Source organism: Clostridium sp., assembly GCF_032576335.1.
Lineage (GTDB): Bacteria > Bacillota > Clostridia > Oscillospirales > Acutalibacteraceae > Faecalispora.
Genome location: NZ_JAWFXC010000018.1, coordinates 12,833 through 34,660 on the forward strand (window position 1 = coordinate 12,833; position 21,828 = coordinate 34,660).

18 protein-coding genes, 2 tRNA genes and 1 other RNA gene are annotated in these 21,828 nt (G+C 44.1%); 13 read left to right on the plus strand and 8 right to left on the minus strand.

Annotated features, from left to right (window positions below):
• Nucleotides 1–202: 202 nt before the first annotated feature.
• Nucleotides 203–2,842, minus strand: coding sequence for a pyruvate, phosphate dikinase (gene ppdK / locus E7L17_RS13825; protein WP_316323720.1), 2,640 nt, complete (start codon nt 2,840–2,842; stop codon nt 203–205).
• A 754-nt stretch (nt 2,843–3,596) separates the two neighbouring features.
• Between ppdK and E7L17_RS13830 the strand changes: the two genes are divergently transcribed.
• The 10 genes from E7L17_RS13830 (at nt 3,597) to E7L17_RS13875 (ending at nt 14,754) form a co-directional block, all read left to right on the plus strand.
• On the plus strand, nt 3,597–4,454 hold the full coding sequence (locus E7L17_RS13830; protein ID WP_316323721.1) for a hypothetical protein: 858 nt from the start codon (nt 3,597–3,599) through the stop codon (nt 4,452–4,454).
• A 232-nt stretch (nt 4,455–4,686) separates the two neighbouring features.
• Nucleotides 4,687–5,733, plus strand: coding sequence for a sugar phosphate nucleotidyltransferase (locus E7L17_RS13835; protein WP_316323722.1), 1,047 nt, complete (start codon nt 4,687–4,689; stop codon nt 5,731–5,733).
• Nucleotides 5,734–5,793: 60 nt separating this feature from the next.
• Nucleotides 5,794–6,753, plus strand: a complete 960-nt coding sequence (locus tag E7L17_RS13840) for a ribose-phosphate pyrophosphokinase (protein ID WP_316323723.1) — start codon at nt 5,794–5,796, stop codon at nt 6,751–6,753.
• Between the two features lie 141 nt (nt 6,754–6,894).
• Nucleotides 6,895–7,506 (plus strand): aminoacyl-tRNA hydrolase, encoded by a 612-nt coding sequence (pth, locus tag E7L17_RS13845; RefSeq protein ID WP_316323724.1) that lies wholly within the window; start codon nt 6,895–6,897, stop codon nt 7,504–7,506.
• 111 nt (nt 7,507–7,617) lie between these two features.
• Complete coding sequence (gene mfd, locus E7L17_RS13850; protein WP_316323725.1) at nt 7,618–11,085, plus strand: transcription-repair coupling factor; 3,468 nt, start codon at nt 7,618–7,620, stop codon at nt 11,083–11,085.
• Between the two features lie 187 nt (nt 11,086–11,272).
• A complete protein-coding gene (locus tag E7L17_RS13855; protein ID WP_316323726.1) occupies nt 11,273–12,343 on the plus strand; it encodes a hypothetical protein in 1,071 nt (356 codons plus the stop codon).
• Between the two features lie 954 nt (nt 12,344–13,297).
• Nucleotides 13,298–13,615 carry a DUF1292 domain-containing protein gene (locus E7L17_RS13860; RefSeq protein WP_316323727.1) on the plus strand — a complete coding sequence of 106 codons (318 nt, stop codon included), beginning with the start codon at nt 13,298–13,300 and terminating at the stop codon, nt 13,613–13,615.
• Nucleotides 13,616–13,675: 60 nt separating this feature from the next.
• Nucleotides 13,676–13,867: non-coding RNA, 6S RNA (gene ssrS / locus E7L17_RS13865), on the plus strand.
• Between the two features lie 120 nt (nt 13,868–13,987).
• Nucleotides 13,988–14,335, plus strand: a complete 348-nt coding sequence (locus E7L17_RS13870) for a TSUP family transporter (RefSeq protein WP_316323728.1) — start codon at nt 13,988–13,990, stop codon at nt 14,333–14,335.
• Nucleotides 14,335–14,754, plus strand: coding sequence for a TSUP family transporter (locus tag E7L17_RS13875; RefSeq protein WP_316323729.1), 420 nt, complete (start codon nt 14,335–14,337; stop codon nt 14,752–14,754). Before E7L17_RS13870 ends, E7L17_RS13875 begins: the two co-directional genes overlap by 1 nt.
• A gap of 121 nt (nt 14,755–14,875) precedes the next feature.
• On the opposite strand, the gene E7L17_RS13880 is transcribed toward E7L17_RS13875, so the two are convergent.
• Both E7L17_RS13880 and E7L17_RS13885 read right to left on the minus strand, forming a co-directional pair.
• Nucleotides 14,876–15,169, minus strand: coding sequence for a DUF6809 family protein (locus E7L17_RS13880; protein WP_316323730.1), 294 nt, complete (start codon nt 15,167–15,169; stop codon nt 14,876–14,878).
• Nucleotides 15,170–15,316: 147 nt separating this feature from the next.
• A complete protein-coding gene (locus E7L17_RS13885; RefSeq protein ID WP_316323731.1) occupies nt 15,317–15,487 on the minus strand; it encodes a hypothetical protein in 171 nt (56 codons plus the stop codon).
• Nucleotides 15,488–15,990: 503 nt separating this feature from the next.
• Between E7L17_RS13885 and E7L17_RS13890 the strand changes: the two genes are divergently transcribed.
• The gene (locus E7L17_RS13890) at nt 15,991–16,305 is read left to right on the plus strand and encodes a hypothetical protein (protein WP_316323732.1); all 315 of its coding nucleotides are present in this window, start codon (nt 15,991–15,993) and stop codon (nt 16,303–16,305) included.
• 602 nt (nt 16,306–16,907) lie between these two features.
• Here the strand turns inward: E7L17_RS13890 and E7L17_RS13895 are convergent.
• Together E7L17_RS13895 and E7L17_RS13900 are read right to left on the minus strand one after the other, a co-directional pair.
• A complete protein-coding gene (locus E7L17_RS13895; protein ID WP_316323733.1) occupies nt 16,908–17,753 on the minus strand; it encodes a carbon-nitrogen hydrolase family protein in 846 nt (281 codons plus the stop codon).
• Between the two features lie 18 nt (nt 17,754–17,771).
• On the minus strand, nt 17,772–18,179 hold the full coding sequence (locus E7L17_RS13900; protein ID WP_316323734.1) for a transcriptional repressor: 408 nt from the start codon (nt 18,177–18,179) through the stop codon (nt 17,772–17,774).
• 169 nt (nt 18,180–18,348) lie between these two features.
• Between E7L17_RS13900 and sigK the strand changes: the two genes are divergently transcribed.
• Nucleotides 18,349–19,035 carry an RNA polymerase sporulation sigma factor SigK gene (gene sigK / locus E7L17_RS13905; RefSeq protein WP_316323735.1) on the plus strand — a complete coding sequence of 229 codons (687 nt, stop codon included), beginning with the start codon at nt 18,349–18,351 and terminating at the stop codon, nt 19,033–19,035.
• Nucleotides 19,036–19,933: 898 nt separating this feature from the next.
• On the opposite strand, the gene E7L17_RS13910 is transcribed toward sigK, so the two are convergent.
• Entirely contained in the window at nt 19,934–20,320 is a 387-nt protein-coding gene (locus E7L17_RS13910; RefSeq protein ID WP_316323736.1) for a hypothetical protein, read from the minus strand.
• Between the two features lie 603 nt (nt 20,321–20,923).
• On the opposite strand from E7L17_RS13910, the gene E7L17_RS13915 reads away from it, so the two are divergent.
• The gene (locus E7L17_RS13915) at nt 20,924–21,316 is read left to right on the plus strand and encodes a PadR family transcriptional regulator (RefSeq protein ID WP_316323737.1); all 393 of its coding nucleotides are present in this window, start codon (nt 20,924–20,926) and stop codon (nt 21,314–21,316) included.
• A 263-nt stretch (nt 21,317–21,579) separates the two neighbouring features.
• Here E7L17_RS13915 and E7L17_RS13920 read toward each other — a convergent pair.
• Together E7L17_RS13920 and E7L17_RS13925 are read right to left on the minus strand one after the other, a co-directional pair.
• A tRNA-Ile gene (locus E7L17_RS13920) sits at nt 21,580–21,656 on the minus strand.
• Between the two features lie 74 nt (nt 21,657–21,730).
• Nucleotides 21,731–21,806: transfer RNA gene (locus tag E7L17_RS13925), tRNA-Asn, on the minus strand.
• Nucleotides 21,807–21,828 lie beyond the last annotated feature (22 nt).

Sequence of the window (21,828 nt, forward strand, 5' to 3'; positions counted from 1 at the left end):
TCTGGTAAATCGCGGGCAATATAAAAAAATAATGCTATTTTTTGTATATACTATTATGGATTTTGCCACAGGTTACTGCACTAATATAGTAACCCTTTTTCACATAGAATAACGACTAACGCCATGGTAAAAAGAGGGCGAGTACTGAAAAGCAAAAGCCTTTCAATACTCGCCTAACATAAATTTTAATTTCAATTATTAATTATTTAGCAGATGCTCTTTTTTCCTTAATCGCAGCCTGAGCAGCAGCCAAACGAGCAATCGGCACACGGTAAGGAGAGCAAGAAACATAGTCAAGCCCTGTACGGTGGCAGAACTCTACGGAAGTTGGGTCACCGCCGTGCTCACCGCAAATACCTACATGCAGGTGTGCATTTGCGCCGCGGCCTTTTTCCGTTGCCATTTCTACGAGCTTGCCAACGCCCTTTTGGTCAATATGAGCAAAGGGATCGGACTCATAAATCTTGTTCTCATAGTAGTAATCGAGGAACTTGCCCGCATCGTCACGGCTGAAGCCAAAGGTCATCTGGGTAAGGTCGTTGGTACCAAAGCTAAAGAAGTCTGCTTCCATTGCAATTTCATCCGCAGTTAAAGCAGCACGGGGAATCTCAATCATGGTGCCCACTTCATACTTCATGTTCATGCCGGACTCTGCAATGAGTTTATCCGCAGTTGTTGTAACAACATCTTTCACGAACTTGAGCTCTTTGACTTCGCCAACCAGCGGAATCATGATTTCAGGAACGATGTTGATATTCTTCTTGCGGGAAATATTGATTGCAGCGCTGATAACAGCGGTGGTCTGCATCTCAGCAATTTCAGGGTAAGAAACCGCAAGGCGGCAGCCACGGTGACCCATCATCGGGTTAAACTCGTGCAGGCTTGCAATAATCTCTTTGAGCTCTCCTACCGTCAGGCCAAGCTCTTCTGAAATTTCTTTAATGTCCTCTTCCTTGGTGGGCAGGAACTCATGGAGAGGCGGGTCAATAAAGCGAATAACTACCGGCAGTTCTTCCATTACATCGTAAATGCCTTCAAAGTCACTCTGCTGGTAAGGCAGAAGCTTTGCAAGCGCTTTACGGCGGGCATCTGTTGTTTTTGCAACAATCATTTCACGCATTGCTTTAATGCGGTCGCCCTCAAAGAACATGTGCTCGGTACGGCACAGGCCAATGCCCTGTGCGCCAAACGATTTGCCCTGAGCTGCATCATGCGGGGTATCTGCATTGGTGTAAACCTGCAAGCGGCGAACTTCGTCTGCCCATGTCATGTACTTATCAAAGTCACCGGAGATAGATGCCTCAATGGTCGGCATTGCCTGACCATAAATGTTGCCGGTGCTTCCGTCAATCGAGATATAGTCGCCCTCACGCACGGTTTGACCGCCGAGAGTGAAATATTTCTCTTCTTCGTGCATGGAAATCTCACCGCAGCCGGAAACACAGCAGGTTCCCATTCCACGTGCAACAACCGCAGCATGAGAGGTCATGCCGCCGCGAACGGTAAGAATGCCTTGTGCAACTGCCATACCCTCAATGTCTTCGGGAGAAGTTTCTAAACGAACCAGAACCACCTTCTCACCCTTATCGCTCCAAGCCTTTGCGTCCTCCGCGGTAAATACTACACGGCCGCAAGCCGCTCCGGGGGATGCTGCAAGACCTTTGCCGATTGCCTTTGCCTTTTTCAACTCAGCTGGGTCAAACTGAGGATGCAGCAGAGAATCCAGCTGCTTGGGCTCAACACGCAGAACCGCTTCTTCGGTGCTGATTTTTCCTTCTTCCACCAAATCAACCGCAACCTTTAAAGCAGCGGCTGCGGTGCGCTTACCGTTTCTGGTTTGCAGCATGTACAGCTTCCCGTTTTCAATGGTGAACTCCATGTCCTGCATGTCGGTATAGTGGTCTTCCAGTCGCTGTGCGGTTTCCGCAAACTGGGTGTAAACCTCAGGCATAATGCTGTTTAAGTGGTCAATTGGTTCTGGAGTACGAATACCGGCCACAACGTCTTCGCCCTGTGCATTAATTAAGTACTCACCGAACAGCTTCTTTTCGCCAGTAGCAGGGTTACGGGTAAACGCAACGCCAGTACCAGAGGTATTGCCCATGTTACCAAATACCATAGACTGCACATTGACCGCGGTGCCCCAGTCATAAGGAATTTCGTTAATACGGCGGTATACATTTGCGCGGGGATTATCCCAAGAGCGGAACACAGCCTTCACTGCTTCCATTAGCTGTACACGAGGCTCTGTGGGGAATTCGGTTCCCTTTCTTTCGCGGTACAGTGCCTTAAAGCGAACAACCAAATCCTTCATATCCTCGGTATCCAGATCGGTATCCTGCTTTACGCCCTTTTCTTCCTTCTTCGCGTCGATGACACGCTCAAAGTCACTTTTGGGAATCTCCATAACAACGTCGGAGAACATTTGGATAAATCGGCGGTAGGAGTCGTAAGCAAAGCGGGGGTTATTGGTCAGTGCTGCCAAACCCTCCACTACGGTATCATTCAAGCCTAAATTGAGGATGGTATCCATCATACCGGGCATGGATGCACGAGCGCCCGAACGCACAGAAACCAACAACGGGTTCTGGGAATCCCCAAATTTTTTGCCGCAAATCTCTTCCATCTTAGAAAGATATTCTGAAATTTGAGATTGAATTTCTTCGTTAATCTGCCGTCCATCGTTATAATACTGGGTGCAAGCCTCGGTCGTAATGGTAAAGCCCTGCGGTACCGGCATTCCCAGCACCGTCATTTCTGCCAGGTTGGCACCTTTGCCGCCCAGCAGATTTTTCATACTGCCGTTTCCTTCTGAAAACAGATACACATACTTATGACTCATTACTTCTACCTCCTATAAATTTAAGAAATCTATGGAACCAGTTTATCCACATATAGGGATAAGCAATTGGACGTCTATTGTGGATTATATCAAAGTCCGCATCAAAAATCCATCCCATTTCACATCTATTATAATAATTTTTTGTGAAGATACCTGCTTTTTTTATGTATAAACCTTGAACAGAATAAAGCGCTCCCTTGCGATTAGTAATTTTTTCACAAAATTTTGTATAACTCTTATCAACATTCACAAGCTGTCCTTTTTTAATTTGCAATGGTCATATTTTAATTTTCTATGAAAAAATTCAGTAAAAATTAGTGACTAAAACCACTTGCAGAACAAATAATCTATGTGTTATAATTTGGAAAAATATTACAGATTACAATTGATGATACTTACCTTAGATAAACAGAGTTAAAATCTATTCGCATACGAATTAAAACTGGGAAGTATAAAAGTTGTATTTGTATATACTTAACGTTTTTGATGACGCCTGTGAATTGGAACGATATCCATTTCAAGCGTCTTTTTGTTTTAAACCTTTATTTATTTCGCCACTCGTTTTTCAATTAGAGAATCACACATCGATTCGTTTGTGGAAAAATATGTTTAACGTGGGATTTTTATTGCGGTAACATTTACAACTGCTGAACTTGAGGGTTTCATCTTACTTATTTATTCCACTTGATTGTTTCCGCAAAATTTCAGCAGACGAATTGATATGGATATAAAAATTTTTGAGGTGGTATTATTTATGAAGAAAAGAGTTCTTTCCGCATTTTTAGCAACTGCTATGGCCGTAAGCCTTACCACAACCGCATTTGCTGCATCCACTGTACCGGGTTATATTGGCGGCTACTTGGCATCTGAAATTAAAAAACAGACCAATGGCGAATATGGCACCTATTCCGTTTCGGCCTTAACTGCTCAAAAATCAGAAGCGGTTTCTTTTGTTGAGAATGTTCCGCAATCAACTGGTGATGGTGATGTAGAGTTTGTTGATGTTGTCAAGCAGCGTGAGATTACTTACTCCGTCGTACCCGCTGGCACTGTTATTTCAGTAGCTGTTGAGAACGGTTTCAAATTTGCAGGCAGTACTCACACTACAATCAATACCTTTGCAAAGAACTCTAGCGGCGCTTTTGTAGAACAGGATAACATTTACATTCAAAACAGCGGTACTACCTATACCATTCCTGCTGCAATGGAAGGGAAAATGATTGCAGCTCAGACCACTGTGGTAAATAACAGAGAAGAGAATCCGGAAAGCTTTTTTGCTTATTTCTATGTGGATTCTTCCGCTGCTGCTACTGCTACCACTCCCGCAACAGTAACAAAGCCGGCTGCTGCAACAACCGCTACATATAAGAGCGACACCGGCAAAAGCCTGAATATAAAGGCAAACAAGGTTTATGAGTTTAAAATTACCTCTTTAAATGGCAAACAGCCTACCTTCAACGTAACAGGCAGCGCATTCAAAGTAACATTTAAAGCCAAAAGAGGCAATGACTACCACTACCTTGTAAAAGCAGTGGGTAAAGTCGGTCAATACGGCAGCATTTACGTAAATGGCGATAAAACTGCTTGCACCACGATTTCCATTGTAAAATAATATTCGAGGATTATTGCTCCCATTTGCGTGGCAAAATTCCTTAGTATGAAATCTGCACTTTGCTTTTGAGAGGCAAAGTGCAGATTTTCTCTAAAAAAGAATACAAATCGTCTTTTTTCTCACACAATTAAAACAATCTTTTAACAAAACCATAAAATAGGTCTTGAAAAATTTTGATGATATGCGATAATAATACCGTATGATTATTTGCGAAACTGACGGAGGATTCAACATGGAGAACTGTGCCATTGTCCTTGCGGCGGGTGAGGGAAAACGAATGAAGTCCCAAGGGCCCAAGGTATTGTGTCAGGTTTTATTTAAACCCATGCTCGAATGGGTGATTGACGCCGTAGAGGGCGCCGGAGTTTTAAACTTATGCGTAGTAACCGGACACCTGCACAGCGAGGTAGAATCCTTTTTGGATGGTCTTGCCAAAACAAAGCAGCGTACCGCTCCCTATGAATATGTGTACCAAGCCGAACAGAAAGGTACTGCACATGCCGTAATGATGGCAGAACAGTTCCTGCACCGCCACAGTGGTGCAAATGTTCTCATTTTAAGCGGTGATGCACCGTTTTTAGACCCCGAAACCATTCGCTCTGCTCTTTTCGAGCATATAGAAAGCGAACAAGCGGTTACGGTCATTTCAGCCGAGCCGATAAACCCATTTGGGTATGGTCGCATTGTACGCGACAGTAATACAGGCGCTTTAAAAGCAATTGTAGAAGAAAAAGAAGCCGACGCCTCCACAAAGCAAATTCGTGAAATTAATTCCGGTGCCTATTGGTTCCGGGTAGACAGTTTGCTTTCGGTGCTGCACGATATACAAAACAAAAACAGCACAGGGGAATATTATCTTCCCGATGCAATTCGGCTGCTCCTCTCACGTGACCAAAAAGCTGGTGCTTTTTTAACGAACGACAGTAATGTTGTTTTAGGCGCAAATGACAGAAAGCAGCTTTCGGAACTGAACTTGATCGCCAAACAGAACGTATTACTCCGTTTGATGGCCGATGGAGTCGATATTCCCTGCCCGGACGGCATTTTAATCGGACCCGACGTAACCGTAGGGAACGACACACAAATTCTGCCCGGCAGTATTTTAACCGGCCGCACTCGTGTGGGCAAAGGCTGTACCATTGGCCCGAACACCCTGCTGGAAGATGCGATTGCCGGGAACAACTGCGTACTGCAAAACGTGCAGTGCAGCGGAGTAGAAATAAAAGACGGGCAAACGCCCGAACCTTTCACCAATCTGCGCGCTCGGAGCGTGTATTGATATATTAACGTTCATAAATCGCCGCCTATGGCGGCAAAATAGTTTAGGGGGATTTTTTTAATGAATTTTCATGGTAAGGATATCAAGATTTTCGCGGCGAACGCTAGCTCGCAAGTCGCCAAGCAAATTGCAGATTGCCTTAGCCTGCCCATGGGGAAATCAGAAGTTTCTACCTTTAGCGACGGGGAAATTGCCATGTCGTTGTTTGAATCTGTTCGTGGTTCTGATTGCTTTATTGTGCAGTCTACCTGTGCACCAGTTAACAACAACATCATGGAACTGCTGATCATGATCGACGCAATGAAGCGCGCCTCTGCTGCCCGCATCACTGCAGTTATTCCTTATTTTGGCTATGCCCGTCAAGACCGTAAAGCAAAGGCACGCGACCCGATTTCCGCTAAGCTGGTGGCAGATTTGATTACAACAGCCGGCGCCGACCGAATTCTTACTATGGATCTGCATGCACCCCAGATTCAGGGATTCTTCAACATTCCCGTAGATCATCTTTTGGGCGCACCGATTCTCTCTTCTTTCCTGAAAGAAAGGGTGGGCAAAAACGGCGATGATTATGTCGTGGTTTCCCCCGACCTCGGCTCTGTAACCCGCGCCCGCAATTTTGCCGCTCGTATCGGAAGTCCGCTGGCAATTATTGACAAACGCCGCCAAAAGGCCAATGTGTCTGAAGTTATGAACATTATTGGTGACGTTCGCGGTAAAAAAGTCATTTTGGTGGATGACATGATCGACACTGCAGGCACACTCTGCAATGCTGCTACCGCATTGGTAGAAGTTGGCGGAGCAGTTGAGGTAATTGCCTGCGCTACACACGGCGTGCTTTCCGGCCCTGCTGTAGAGCGCATTAAGAACAGCGTTATCTCTGAGCTGATTCTACTCGACACTGTTCCTGTTGCACAGGAGAAGTGCCTGCCTAACTTTACTATCCTGCCTGTGGCTCCTCTTTTTGCAGAGGCCATTGAGCGCATTTATGAAGACAAGCCGGTTTCTCCCATGTTTGTTTGATTTACAAATGAAAGAACAACCGCGGGGCAGAGTCATACTCCTGCCCCGTTTTTCATCCCATACTCACAGTGAGGCGGGGCGGAGTTATTTCCGTCCCGCCATCAGCCTATTCTCAATTTCTGCCAGCAGAGGTGTATCAACATGCTAAAATCTTTCTTTTCCAGGCCTGCGGTTACCCCCGGCCCGGTAGAAGCAATCATTGTTGGTCTGGGTAATCCCGGGCGGCAATACGAACAAACCCGCCATAATGCCGGCTTTCAGGTGCTAGACCACCTAGCCGAATCGCTTGGTGTGAAAATTGACCGTTTAAAATTTAAGGGTCTGTGTTCGGAAGTAAGCTTTGGCGGTAAAAAGGTACTGCTGTTAAAGCCTTCTACCTTTATGAACTTAAGTGGGCAAAGCGTAACCGAGGCCATGCGTTTTTATAAGCTTACGCCGGAACAGGTTATCGTTGTATTTGATGATATTTCGCTCGCACCCGGGCGTTTGCGCATCCGCCGCAAGGGCAGTGACGGTGGTCAAAACGGAATGAAGAACATTATTTACCTTTCGGGCAGTGATGCCTTCCCACGCGTAAAAATGGGTATTGGCAGTAAACCAAACCCCAATTGGGATTTGGCGGACTGGGTGCTCTCCACTTTTTCTGCACAAGAAATGAAAAGCCTAGGCGAAGCCAAAGAGAACGCCATAAAGGCATTGGAATTGATGGTTCAGGGAAAAATAGACGAAGCCATGAGCCAGTATAATTCCTAAAACCGTACACGCCGACGCAAAATCCGACCAACTTTTCGTCCCACGCCTCGTATTCTGAATAAGGGAGCGAGTCCGGAAAATGCTATTTTTCCATTAAGCAAGGAGCTTTCCATGAAATTTCTGACTACCGCCATCCGCGCTCTGAAGGAATTCTCTGCGCTGGATCAAGCCGTAAAAACGAAGAATCTCCCGGCAGCTGTTACCGGGCTTTCGGGAATACACAAAGCAAATATCATTTATTCACTCTGCGCTCTCAACGAACGCAGAGCCTTTGTTGCGGCCTCGGAAGAAGCCGAAGCTCAGCGCCTACATGACGATTTAGCTGCTATGGGAATGCGCCCGGCACTGTACCCTCTGCGCGATTTAAATTTTCGTGATACACAGGGAAGCTCGCATGAATATGAACACCAGCGGCTGCATGCGCTTTCCTGCTACCTGACCGGTGGGTGCGACTGCATCATTTTTTGTATGGATGCAGCTCTTCAGCATACTTTACCGCCGGAGGAGCTGCTACGGCGTACAGTAACACTACGTACTGCCCAGCAAATCACACCGGATGAAGTTGTAAAGACTCTTGTTTCTTGCGGGTATGAGCGTGCGGACCAGATTGAGGGCACGGGGCAATTTGCGCTTCGCGGTGGAATATTAGACTTTTTTACACCGGACGCGGAACACCCGGTTCGCGTGGAGTTTTGGGGAGACGAAATCGATACACTTTCGTTCTTCGACCGCGAAACGCAGCGGCGCACCTCAAATATAAATGAAATTACGATTGCACCTTCTGTAGAGGCACTCATTGAGCACCCTGCTGTGCTGGCGGAAAAGATTCGTGAGCACGCCGCATCTCTTCGGGGGAAAACGGCTGCCGCCGCCCGCGAGTATCTGGAGGCAGAAGCCACAAAGCTTACAGACGGCGCACTTATTGGCTGTGCGGATAAATATATTCCCTTTTTGTACGGTAAAACTGCTACTCTGTTTGATTATGCAGACGAAAACACCCTGCTGTTTGTATCGGAACCAGTGAAAAATAAGGAAAAGGTTCGGACCGCTCTATGGCAGTGGGGTGAAGACTTAAAAGATTACCTCAGTCACGGCATCCTCTGCCGTGGGCTAGACACTTACAGTGCCGATTGGGCATATGCTCTGGAGCAATTTCTCTCCCGCGGCGCAATCTATTTAGATGCATTTGCACGAGGCAGCTACGAAACTCCCGTTCATACGCTCGAAAATATGAACCTGCGCCAAAACTCGGTTTGGAGCGGCAGCATGCAGCTTTTAACTGAAGATGTGCAGTCAATGCTGCACAACAAATGGTGCTGTGTTGTATTAGCTGGCAGTGAACGTGCGGCGCAAAATACCGCATCCGATTTGCACAATCAGGGAATCCCTGCGGTATATCTTGCAAATCCACAAGAGCTCGCACCCGGGCAAGTCATTGTAACACAGGGTGGTCTTTCTGCCGGTATGGAATACCCCGGCGCACACTTTGGCCTCATTACACACGGGCGCCTGCTCTCTCAGCGCAAGCAAACCCGCAGTAAACGCTCTAAAAATAGCCAAGAGATTTACAGTCTCTCCGACCTAAACCCCGGCGACTATGTGGTTCACTCCTCACACGGTATTGGTGTGTTTGAGGGCATCCATAAAATAAGTATGCAGGGCATTGTGAAAGACTATCTCAAGCTGCGCTACGCAAAGAATGATACGCTTTACGTGCCCGTTACTCAGCTTGACCTTGTTTCAAAATACATTGGCCCACGGGAAGACGCACAGGTTCGCCTGCACCGTCTTGGTGGAGCTGATTGGCAGAAGACCAAGGCACGTGTCCGCTCCGCTGTAAAGGATATGGCAAAGGAGCTGATTAAGCTCTACGCACAGCGCATGAACGCAAAAGGACACGCATTCTCAGAAGATACGGAATGGCAGCATGATTTTGAGTCACACTTTGAGTTTGAAGAGACCGAAGACCAATTGCGCTGCATTGATGAAATCAAAGCGGATATGGAACGAGAATCGCCCATGGACCGCCTGCTGTGCGGCGATGTTGGCTTTGGCAAAACAGAGGTGGCACTGCGCGCCGCATTTAAGTGTGTGAGTGATTCCAAGCAATGCGCCATGCTCGTACCCACTACCATTCTTGCGTGGCAGCATTATCAAACCATCATGAAGCGGATGGAGGGCTTCCCTGTGCGGGTTGAGCTTTTGTCTCGCTTTCGCACGCCCAAGCAGCAGGAAGAGGTGCTAAACCGCCTCAAGCGCGGCGAGGTCGATTTTGTAGTGGGTACGCACCGACTTGTCTCAAAGGACGTACGCTTTCGCGATTTGGGTCTGGTAGTGATTGATGAAGAGCAGCGCTTTGGCGTAGCTCAAAAAGAAAAGCTAAAAGACCTCTGCAAAAATGTAGACGTACTTACGCTTTCCGCAACACCCATCCCCCGCACCTTAAACATGGCGCTTTCCGGTATTCGAGATATGTCCGTCATTGAAGAAGCACCGCACGACCGCCACCCAGTGCAGACGTATGTACTGGAGCACGACAATGGCATTTTAGCAGATGCCATTCGTCGCGAGCTTCGCCGCGGCGGCCAGGTTTATTACCTGCACAACGACATTGGCACCATTGACCGAGTCAGTGCTACTTTGCAGGCCTTGATTCCAGATGCACGAATTGCAATTGGTCACGGTAAGATGACCGAACACGAGCTTTCAGAGGTTTGGCGTCGGCTGGTTGAACAAGAAATTGACGTTCTGGTTTGCACCACTATTATTGAAACGGGTGTAGATGTTCCCAACGCCAATACCCTCATTATCGATAATGCAGACCGCATGGGGCTTTCTCAGCTTCACCAGCTGCGAGGGCGTGTAGGGCGTTCCTCCCGCCGCGCTTATGCTTACCTTACGTTTACCCGTAATAAGGTATTAACTGAAATTGCGCAAAAACGTCTTTCTGCCATCCGTGAGTTTACGGAGTTCGGCTCTGGCTTTAAAATTGCAATGCGAGATTTGGAAATTCGTGGTTCGGGCAACATTCTTGGCGGTGAGCAGCACGGGCATATGGAAGCCGTTGGTTACGATTTGTATCTAAAGCTTCTTGGTGAAGCGGTCAGCCAAGAAAAGGGCGAAGCACCACCTCCCGGAGAATGCTTAGTCGATTTACAAATTGAAGCGCATATTCCGGAGCGATATATCGAAAACTTAAACCAGAGGCTCGAAATCTACCGCCACATTGCAGATATTCGCGGTGACGACGATGCCAGCGATGTTCTGGATGAATTAATTGACCGCTTTGGCGAACCACCGGCTTCTGTACGAGGGTTAATCGATGTAGCTCTGCTACGCAATATGGCAGCTTCCCTTGGTATTTATGAAATTAAGCAGCAGGGTGAAACACTGTTACTGTATGTAGAGCATGTAGACATGAAGCGCATCTCAGGCATGATAAGCAGCTTGCGTTCGCGTGTGATGCTAAGTGCGGGCTCAAAGCCATATATCAGCGTAAAAGCAGCCAAAGGCGCACCGCCATTAGAAACTCTGCGGGAAGCCTTACGCGCAATGCAAGGCACCGAAGTAGATGGATAAGATTTCCACCATTTGCTGGACAAAGCCTTTCTCTGCGTGTATAGTGGAAAGTAATATCACTTTAATAGCCGATAAACGCATTGTATTTCCGCTCCTATTTTAGATCAAAGATAGAAGCGTTTCTCAAGCAGTGAAAGACTGATAAGTGATGAAAACACCTATGAAATTTAAAAACGGAGTGTGACGTATGAATTTTTTGAAAAGACTGACGGCATCTCTTCTTTGCGTAGCGATGCTAGCAGGAACAGCGGCTTGTTCAAGCTCAGATAATTCTTGGGCAGCCAAAACAAATGAAAAAACGATTCCCATTGGCGTATATATCTATTACGAATATCTTGCTTACCAAACCGCTTCTTCCAAAATAGAAGATTCCACCAAACCGGTTCTGGAGCAGAAGGTGGAAAACACTGATGCCACCGAATGGATTAAGAAAAAAGCTTTGGGTTATACCAAACAGCTTTTTGTAATCGATAATAAAATGAAAGAGCTCAAGCTTTCACTCACAGAGGCAGAAAATAAAGAAATTAGCAATACAGCGGCAAGCCAATGGAACAACTACAAAGATACGTTAGAGGGCTATGGCATTTCGAAAGAATCCTTTACCATGGCCACAGCGGAGCTCAATGCAAAATCCGCTAAGGTGTTTGAGGCTCTTTATGGCAAAAAGGGAAGCAAAGCAGTGAGCGATGCCGACCTGAAAGCATACTTTGAGAAGAGCTACACCGACTTCTCTTATGTGTATATTCCACTCTACAATCCTACCACTTATGCAGCATTAGATGAGAAAACTCAAAAAGAATACAAGAGCTTTTTAGAAGAGAATGCAGCCTCACTCAATAAGGGAAGCACAACCTTTGATACCGTAGCAAGCGAAACTAAGAAAAAATTGAAGCTGGATACTTCCCCTTCCCAGACGGTTACCACCGTACTCAATGAGGAAGCCGGTTACCCAACCGAGTTAATTACTTTGATTAACGGGATGACGCCTGGCGAAGCCAAAACCATTACTATAACCTCTATAAATGCTATGCTTCTTGTCGTTAGAAATGATGTTACGAAAAAAACAGCTACTCAGCTTTCCGGCGATGCAACTCGTACTGAAGTTTTGTCTAACATGAAGCAAAAAGAGTTTGAAGATGAGATGACAAAGCTTGCTGAGGAAAGCAAGGACATTACCATTAACCAGAAGGCAATTGATTCTTACCCGCCAACTAAATTTGTACCAAAGGATAACGGCAGCTCTTCTACTGCAAGCTAATTCTATCACCATTAGTAAAGGCCTCCCTTTTTTATAGGGAGGCCTTTCATCTTTATATCTACACGTATCGTTTTTATCATCTTTCCTACATTACTAAGCTATCTTTTTTACCAAGCCATCTTATATCGTAAATATGAAACAGTTAGCTAGTGAGTGCTTAGAATAAGAAAGGGCTGTGGCAAACCGCCACAGCCCCTGAGTAATATTATAAAATTTCGATTGTTTTGCACCGCATTTGGTATCAATGCATTTTCAAAACTTTCTAACAAACTTTACCATCGTACTGCAATATCTTCAGTTATATTGGGAATCACTTTCCGAATACGAAATGCCCTGTTATTAATTATAGTGAATAAAAGCCTTTAAAGAAAGGTACCCTAAGGGAACATTGGAAACCCATTACCACAAACTGAAATTGTTTTCGGGAGCCATAATTGGAACGCGGGACTTATACCACGCAATCCCCAGGAGCAACCCCGCCGGACCGGATCCATGCAATTGAATACCGAATTTGCGGTGACTGACGTTACCTGATATTTAGGACTCAACCCTTTCATTGTTTTATGAGATTACCCTTGCACTCCAGCTGTCTAAGCCCAACAGACCGACGGACTGGTGTTGCGATTCTTCTTGTACCATTGGACTCACCCCTTTCAAATGAATCTTGATTTCAGGCGTTCCTTCCGCTGGCTTATTATGCGGCCATTTTTGTGGCGGCACCGAAAGCCATTTTCAGAATAAAACTGCAAATTGCTGTTTTTTCTGATTTCGCCTGTACCAATATCCTTTTCCTTTGCAACTATATTATAACATATATTAGGTTAAAGTCAATAGTTTTTCCACATAATAAATCAAAATTATGTTGTTATTATTTATAAGAAATTTTTTATTGACTTCCATTCTGAACAACGGTACAATAATGATACCTTTTAACAGAGATAAGGAGATGACAATATGAACGAAGAATTCGGCCCAGATGTTTTGACTCTGGTGGACGACGAAGGTAATGAGCATGAATTTGAAGTGTTGGATGTAATCGACAACGAAGACGGCTGCTTCTATGCCCTGCTCCCCACCTTTGACAACCCGCAGGACAGTGTGGAATCTGAAGGCACTTATTATATTTTCGAAGCAATCGAACAAGACGGCGAGCAGCAGTTAGCTGAGGTTGAAGACGAAGAATTGCTGGATAAGCTTGCAGAGCTCTTTGAGAGCCGTTTTGACGAGCTGTATGACGAAGAGGAAGATATTTCTGACGAAAGTGACGAATAATTTCTTCTAAAGAATTATTTTTCGTATTTTTCTGTTATACTAATGCTTGCAGGAACAGAGAAAATCCTGCCTGGTGCGTGGACCGTTGCAAATTAACCCTACAATGTACAAATCGGGAGCCCCAACTCCGGCGACGGATTGCAGACCTCCCGGCCTCTGGCTGGAAGAAGGGAGCATGAAAGCGTTGGGTAGGCACCCACCTGCTTTTCAGTAGCAGGTTTATTTCGCACGATACGGCCAGGCGGGCCTTTTATAACAAAATCAGCCCTTGCAGCATGTATATGCTGCAAGGGCGTTTTTCTTTCTTCTCCGCATTCTTTGCGTGTTTTTGTTCATTTTAAGGGCAGAATAACACGGTAAAGGAGTGTGGGTATGAAACGTAGCTTTCGCGTGCTGGGCGGCTTTCTCGCCGGCGTGGCGAACGGTCTTCTTGGTGCAGGCGGCGGCATGGTAATTGTACCTATGCTGCGTAAATCTGGCCTGCCCGTTGTAAAAAGCCACGCAACCTCCGTCGCCATCATTTTGCCTATCTGCGTATTAAGCGCTTGGCTGTACTTATCCCGCGGCAGTGTGACCATCGGTCAGGCGATTCCCTACCTACCATGGATGCTGGCAGGCTCGCTCATCGGCTCCTGGGCATTGCCCCGGCTGAACCGGATGCTGCTTCGCCGCCTGTTTGGCGCACTCATGCTGTGGGCTGCTTGGAGGATGCTGTTTTAATGGAATGGTTTTGGTTGGCATTAGCGGGATTAATATCGGGCATTCTGGGCTCAATGGGAATGGGCGGCGGCGGAGTTCTCATCATTTACCTCACATTAATCGCCGGGCTGGATCAACGCGCCGCGCAAGGGATTAATTTAATCTTATTCATTCCTTGCGCTGTATTGGCTCTGGTTTGCTATATTCGCAAAGGGCTTATCGATTTCCGCACTGCATTGGCGGCAGCCGCTGCGGGCCTTGTAGGCGCACTGGGAGGGGTGTTTCTCTCCGGTTGGCTGGAGGTTGCTTGGCTTCGCCGTATTTTTGGAGTTATGCTGCTGTTTATAGGTGTACGTGAGCTGTTCGCGAAGAAGCCTCCTCCGGGAGAAGAGGAAGAAGAGAAAAAAGAAGAGCGCGGCAATCAGCAGGCGGAAAAATAGGCATTATATTTTGAAATGATAAATTATAAAATCCGTTCCACTAGTGGAACGGATTTTATTTTTCTATCTGCCATTTAGCCTAGGTCATTTTACTTTGTGCTAAAGCTTCTTTTATGTTCTTTTACTTATTTGTCATGAACAAATCACCCATGCCAACAAAAGCTTCTGCGGTCATTGTAAGCCCCATCTTATAGCCGTAAACAAAATTTCCAACAGCTGTAAGCCGGACTAGCTCCCCCTGCGCATCCACATATTTTTCAAATAATAGCTTTTCCTCATCGTTTAGTCTACCCATAAGATTTTTTTCGTTTAAGGATAGAAGCCGCAGTGCTTCTCCATATTTTGAAGAGCACTGAAAATCGCCTACCTCCGGAGATAGGTTACCGTAAGCAAACTCTTCTAAAATGCTGGTCATAGTATTCTTCCTTTCTACATCGTTACCAACGATGCCTTGAAAGAACCCACCACGCATGCTATACTATTTACGCAGCAGTTGCTTTTTGCATCTGTTGGTTGGGGGAAGTGGCGTAAAACGTTTGCCAACATTGGGCGCCGCTTCCTTTCATTTTTTATTAAGGGCATAAATACCGTCCCGTAATCCTTGTGGTCTTGATACGCCTTTTTGTTCACAATATTCATCGAGCAATCGCAATTCCTCTTGAGTTAGACGTACATCGACACGTAATGTCTTTGGATTATCCGAAGCAGGCCGCCCTCTAGATTTTTTTGGCACACTCGCCTCCTTTCTTTGCCAACAATTATATTGTAATTGAATACCGCCAATAAATTAAGTATTAAATTACCGCCAATAATTTTTATATTATATAATATTAATGAAAAGCTGTGCTTGCTTTTTTAGCTAAAGCACAGCTTTTTTTATTTTTTCACCACGCAGAGCCTTCCGCCTAAGCGCAAAACTACATATAAAAAGTTATTTATAATAGAAGATTTTCAAGCGGTTGCCACCACAGGGAGTTTCTTCTTTCTTTTCATTCGCCCCTCAAGCCGGGGCAGGCTCGCCTTTTCTCGATGAGGAGAAAAGGCGGAAAGACTCACCAAAGGCTCCGCCTTTGGAATCCGTTTGGGAAACGACCCCAAACCGTAAAACAATAGCTACTGTAAAGGCGCTCCATTAAAAATGCCCACTCTCCTTTGCTCGTTCAAATAGATAGTTGATTAAAATCTTCCGTCGGCGGTCATTTTTAGAGCACTCTCGTTCCCTCGTAGAGACATGTTATGCAGCTTGGGTTTTATACTTATTTACGAGCGGCAACGCAAAACCTTACGAACAATCTGCAACGCACAGGCTTGTTTCCTGTGCGGAAAACAGAAGCAGAGCGGGAGCTCACCCGGATTCCAAAGGCAGAGCTTTTGGACGTTGAGAGGGAATCCAAAGGGAGAGAATCGATACTCTCCCTTTGGAAGGCCTTTGCAACCTTTCACCCTTTTGTGAAAGGTTGCACCCGCCCCAGCACGAGGGGCAAAGCCCTGCGACAGCAGAATTCCCTGCGCCAGAGCGCAAAACTTAATATATCAACTATACTTTTGTAAAGTAAATATTAGCGGCTCGTGCCGCAGAAAATTTCTTCTTTCTTTTCATTCGCCCCTCAAGCCGGGGCGGGCACTCCTTTTCTTTTGATGAGAAGAAAAGGAGGAAAGACTCACCAAAGGCTCTGCCTTTGGAATCCGTTTGGGAAACGACCCCAAACCAGAAAACAAAAGCTACTGTAAAGGCGCTCCATTAAAAATGCCCACTCTCCTTTGCTCGTTCAAATAGATAGTTGATTAAAATCTTCCGTCGGCGGTCATTTTTAGAGCGCTCTCGTTCCCTCGTAGAAACATGCTCGGTAGCGAGGTACTTATTTCTTTTACGGGCGCAAAATCAAAACCTTACTAAAAGAAGCCTTGCGCTATAGCGCAAGGCTTCTTTACGATTCATGCAAATAAATCTTCCATAACTAGCGCTTTTTATTGCTTTGCAAACAAAGGCAACGTTAAAAGCTGGAATTGGCGCTTAACACAGAAGTAAATTACCGCGCGTGGGTGCGGATTGTGGAAAAACCAGTGTGAAAGCACCTCTTGAGCATATGGAGGATGAAATAGAATTTTTCTAGCTTTAATGTGGTAATATCTTAGATTACAAGCCACACATATTACGCGTGAGGCTCTGAAATCTCCTCTAACCGATAGATGTCGGTACGGCGATTTTCCATGGTTTGCATGCGTGCGCGCACTCGGTCAAGATAATCCAAATCAATTTCAGCCATAGTAAGCCCTGGCTCCTCTTTAGCGCGTGCAATTACCGTTCCCCATGGGTCTATTACCATACTGCCGCCAAATGCCGTTAGGCGGGCATTTCGGCCAATTTGGTTCGGGGCAATCATATAGCAGCTATTTTCAATCGCTCTTGCTCGCAAAAGCGGCTCCCAATGATCCTTGCCAGTAGGCAATGTAAAGTTTGAGGGATTAAACAATACCTGGGCGCCCTGTTCCGCCATCAAACGATAAAGCTCTGGGAAACGCAGGTCATAGCAAATGGCAAGACCAAACACGCCCAGCTCCGTTTCAACCGTTACCACTCTGTCTCCCGCGGCAACCTCTTCCGATTCCCGCACAGCTTTCCCGGTGGGTAGAATAATATCAAAGGTATGCAGCTTACGGTATTTGGCGAGCAGCTCACCTTTCGGTGAAAACAAAAAGCTGGTATTGTACACTCGTGTATCGCCGGGAATCTTCTCTGCCCAGCTGCCCCCATGAAGATAAACTCCAAACCGTTTGGCTGCGGCAGAAATCCTCTCATAGGTTTCACCAGCTTCATCTTCCGCAAAATCAGTCGCTGGAAAAGACGCCTTGGCAATCACGTTCATATTCTCTGTTAAAACAACCAGACGGGCTCCATTTTCAGCAGCCTCCTGAATATAATCGCAAATATGGTCAAGGTTCTGTTTTTTATCTTCTCCTGAATGAAGCTGAATCATGCCAACTTGATATTTTCTCATTCAAACCCTCCTGAATTATCAGCGAGCTTCCGTGTCGGACTTTACACATTCCGGGCAAAGGCCATAGAAAACCAAGCTATGGGAGTTAACCTGTAACCCACAGCTGCGTGCCATCTGCTGGTCAACAGAATCCGGCAGAAGCTGATATTTTAAATCCCGAACAGAACCGCACTCCTCACAAATGAAATGCTCATGCGGGTCAATAATCGCATCAAAGCGCTCTTGTCCGTTCACAACACCAACACTCATAATCTTTCCTTCCTCTTTAAAACGAGAAAGGTTGCGATAAACGGTACCCAGGCTTAAATCGGGGTACTCCTGCTTTAACTGCTGATAAATCCATTCTGCTGTGGGGTGCGTGGAAGTATTCATCAACACATCTAAGATCGCTTTTCTTTTTCGACTGAAATTCTGACGTCTCTGCATAAACTCGATTCCTTTCAAAAGAAAACGATAATCATTATTTTTCTTATGATTATCATATCATGATATTCACGGAATGTAAAGATTCCGTTTGAATTTAGCGAGGGGACTTGCAACATACAGGCTATTGTTCGCATAAGATGCTAAAAACACCGAAAATGAGGGATGATGGATGCTGCTATCCTTGCTGCGGGAAGCTATTTCAAATTTGATGTTCTTTGTGCTGCATGTAACTGGTAATGGGTCATTCCCACGACCGCTTTCCGCACAAGAAGAACGAGAGTACCTAGAACGATGGAAAAACGGCGACACAAAAGCGCGCAGTAAACTCATTGAACACAATCTGCGCTTGGTTGCACACATTATTAAGAAGTACTACTCCAATTTGAACGACCAAGAAGACCTTATCTCAATTGGCACCATTGGGCTGATTAAAGCAATTGATAGTTTTAACTGTGATAAAGGAATTCGTCTGTCGAGCTATGCCGCCCGGTGCATTGAAAACGAAGTATTAATGTTTTTCCGCAGCGGAAAGAAGAGTGCGCAAGACATTTCTCTAAACGAGCCCATCGATACTGACAAGGATGGGAACACATTGACTCTAATTGACATTATGTCTACGGAAGACAATATAGTTGATAACCTTGATTGCAAGATTAAATCGGAACAACTAAAAAAATACATTTGCCAGTCTCTATCTCCCAGAGAGAGAACCATTATTGAGCTTCGCTATGGTCTCAATGGTCAGGCACCGTTAACACAAAGGGAAGTCGCGTCTGCTCTGGATATTTCGCGTTCTTATGTATCTCGAATTGAGAAAAAAGCATTAGGAACCCTATTCAAGCAATTTGATAAATAGTCGAATTGAGTTAGAAATACTCATAATTTACCATATTATACCAGATTTTTCTAACTAAGTAAAGAGCAATATGAATCAATTCTATTTTTGCAGTTGCTTATTAGTTATTATCATTAAATTTGTATAAAAGAAGCCGAATAGAAAGCGTAGATGCTTCCTCTTCGGCTTCTTTCTTTTGTGTAACCTTTTCTGTGTTCTATGTTCTATAACCGACCTTGAGACCATAAAACCAAAATTCCTATCAGAATAAATGCTAATGAAACCCTAGAAAAGTACGAACTGATTTTTTCTAAAAGTATATAAGATTTGCTGCTGCCCTTCCATTCTTCCAGTTCCTGTTGCCACTCTTTTCCTAGTGTTATTCTCCTAATGATTTCTAGTACAACTAATAGTAGCGTTGCAATTAGCAATATATAATTCGCTGATTGGTAATACATTACGCGAACAAAGGATATCACCATGAAAATTGATACAAGAATAGGTAGGACTTGTCTCGTATAAATACCTAACTTTTTAATACATTTCATCTCTTTTGAGGATACCCCCTACTACTTTTCCTGAACAAAAACTAAATAAATCAGTATTAGGATCGCTACTGTAATTATGAGTCTGCTAAAATATATATTGAATAATTGTAAAAAGTAATATGTTTTTTTGCTCATTAATTCTTTGTGAATTTCTTCTTGCAATGGTTCTCTGGCAATAAATTGCTGAACTACTAAAAAAATCAAGAAAGAAATCAAAACGATAAGGCTTAGTTGAATATTCGAGTTGCCAGTTAGTAATAGAAATACACATTGGATTCCCAACACAATTAAAAAAATAGTCAATAAAATTTGTGCGACATAATACCTAACAAATGAATTCATCTGCACTCCTTTATTTATCATGATTCTAATTATCTATATCCTTTGATATCAAATTTACTATAAACCCAATTAGCAAATCCATCGTTGTCATAAGTATACATATATCTAATATCAATGTTATATCCTCGGTAACCTTGACTGTCACCGTAAATTTGCGCAATTGAGGCCGCTACTCCTAAAGCCGCAAGAATTGGAATCTTCTTTTTCTTCATCAAAGCTTTTGCTATTTCTTGTACGGAAGCTCCTTCAGGAATAACTCCAAATGCTGCTAATTCTGTATTTGTAATTCTAAAAGATTGCCTATAAGTATCTCCGATTTTGGGGTTGCTTGGAAAGCCCATAGTGCTAATACCACTAGATGCTCCTTTTGGCCCAAAAGTAATCCTGTTTGGACTTTTGTTGCTTTCACGCCACACATAATATTGGATGTCTTTCTCTGAAAAACCATGACTTCTTAAATATCGGCTTTTTCTTCATCAGAAACATTTAAATAAGAATTTGCTTTAGTTTGATTAATTGTAATTTTAGCATACTCATTTTCTGAACTGCTTGCGGCAAAAGCCAAGTTTGCAGTAGGCCCTACTAGCATTGCACATACGCAAATTGTACTAATAACTTTCTTTATAGTTTTTTTATTTTTTCTCCTCCAAATGTGTTCTAAAAATTGTTTTTTTACATTTTAAATAAGACCATTAAAAGCGCCTACTGAATTCTCTTATATATATTAACGATTAAGCAGCTCATATTGTTACATATATTTTTAAAAGAATTTAAATAAAGTCATTTGGATACATATCTTTACAAAGCTTCTTTTCAAGCTTTTAAAGTAGGTTATCTTAAGTGTTTCAATTATTAACACTTTCGCAAAATAATGTATTAAATTATTGTGCGAAAAATACATGTAATAAAATTCGATAACAATTTTCTATTTATAAAACATTATATAAGTAAAGAAACATTGATTTTCGTGGGATTTTGGGTATAATAGTATTATTCTTACTATTTAGGAGATAATTAGCTTGCCTAGAGAAAAAGACAACACAACAAAAAGTGGAACCCCTGCTGGGATGAAAGAATTGCTGAAAAAGGCAACAACAGACATGCTAGTATTATTTCTGTTGCGCCAAAAACCAATGTACACCTATGAAATGATGCAGGAGATAGAAAAATTGAGTGGAGGAGTTCTTACATTCAACACTCTGTACATTGCAATCTATCGTCTTCAGAAATACGGTTATCTGCTAGAGTCGGATAAAGTACTTTCGGAAGATAATCGTATGCGCATTTATTTTTCTATTACCGAAGAGGGTAAAACCTATTTGGAGAACATTATTTCAGAATACGCAATTATTACTAATACGATTGACCAGATTCTTTCCATTGATAGGTCAAATTTCTCAAGGGAGGAATAATGGGGGTTGAAAGAAACAATTCCCTATTTTTCATTGTAGGGAAAACGTTTCTTTCATATCAGAATTCTAATACATAGATTCTTGTGCCTACATCTTTGCTTTTAAAAAGCACCTAGTTTCCATTACATAAGGCATTTGTAGTCTATATCCACTTATTCGCTATTATAAGTGGAAAAGCAGTTCTCCTCTATTCTCCTTTAGCAAACCATCATTCCAGCAAACAAAAAAACAACACCAGATAAATATCTGGTGTTGTTTTTTTATGGTGGGCCTTCGGGGACTCGAACCCAGGACCGACCGGTTATGAGCCGGTTGCTCTAACCAACTGAGCTAAAGGCCCTTATAAATTTTTTAGTAGCAAGTAGGAAAAAAGCCGCCGCTAAATAATAACGACGGCACTTCCTGCAATTTGCTTGGCTCCCCAAGTTGGACTCGAACCAACGACCCTGCGGTTAACAGCCGCATGCTCTACCGGCTGAGCTATTGAGGAATATTCGTGTTGGCATCATCCT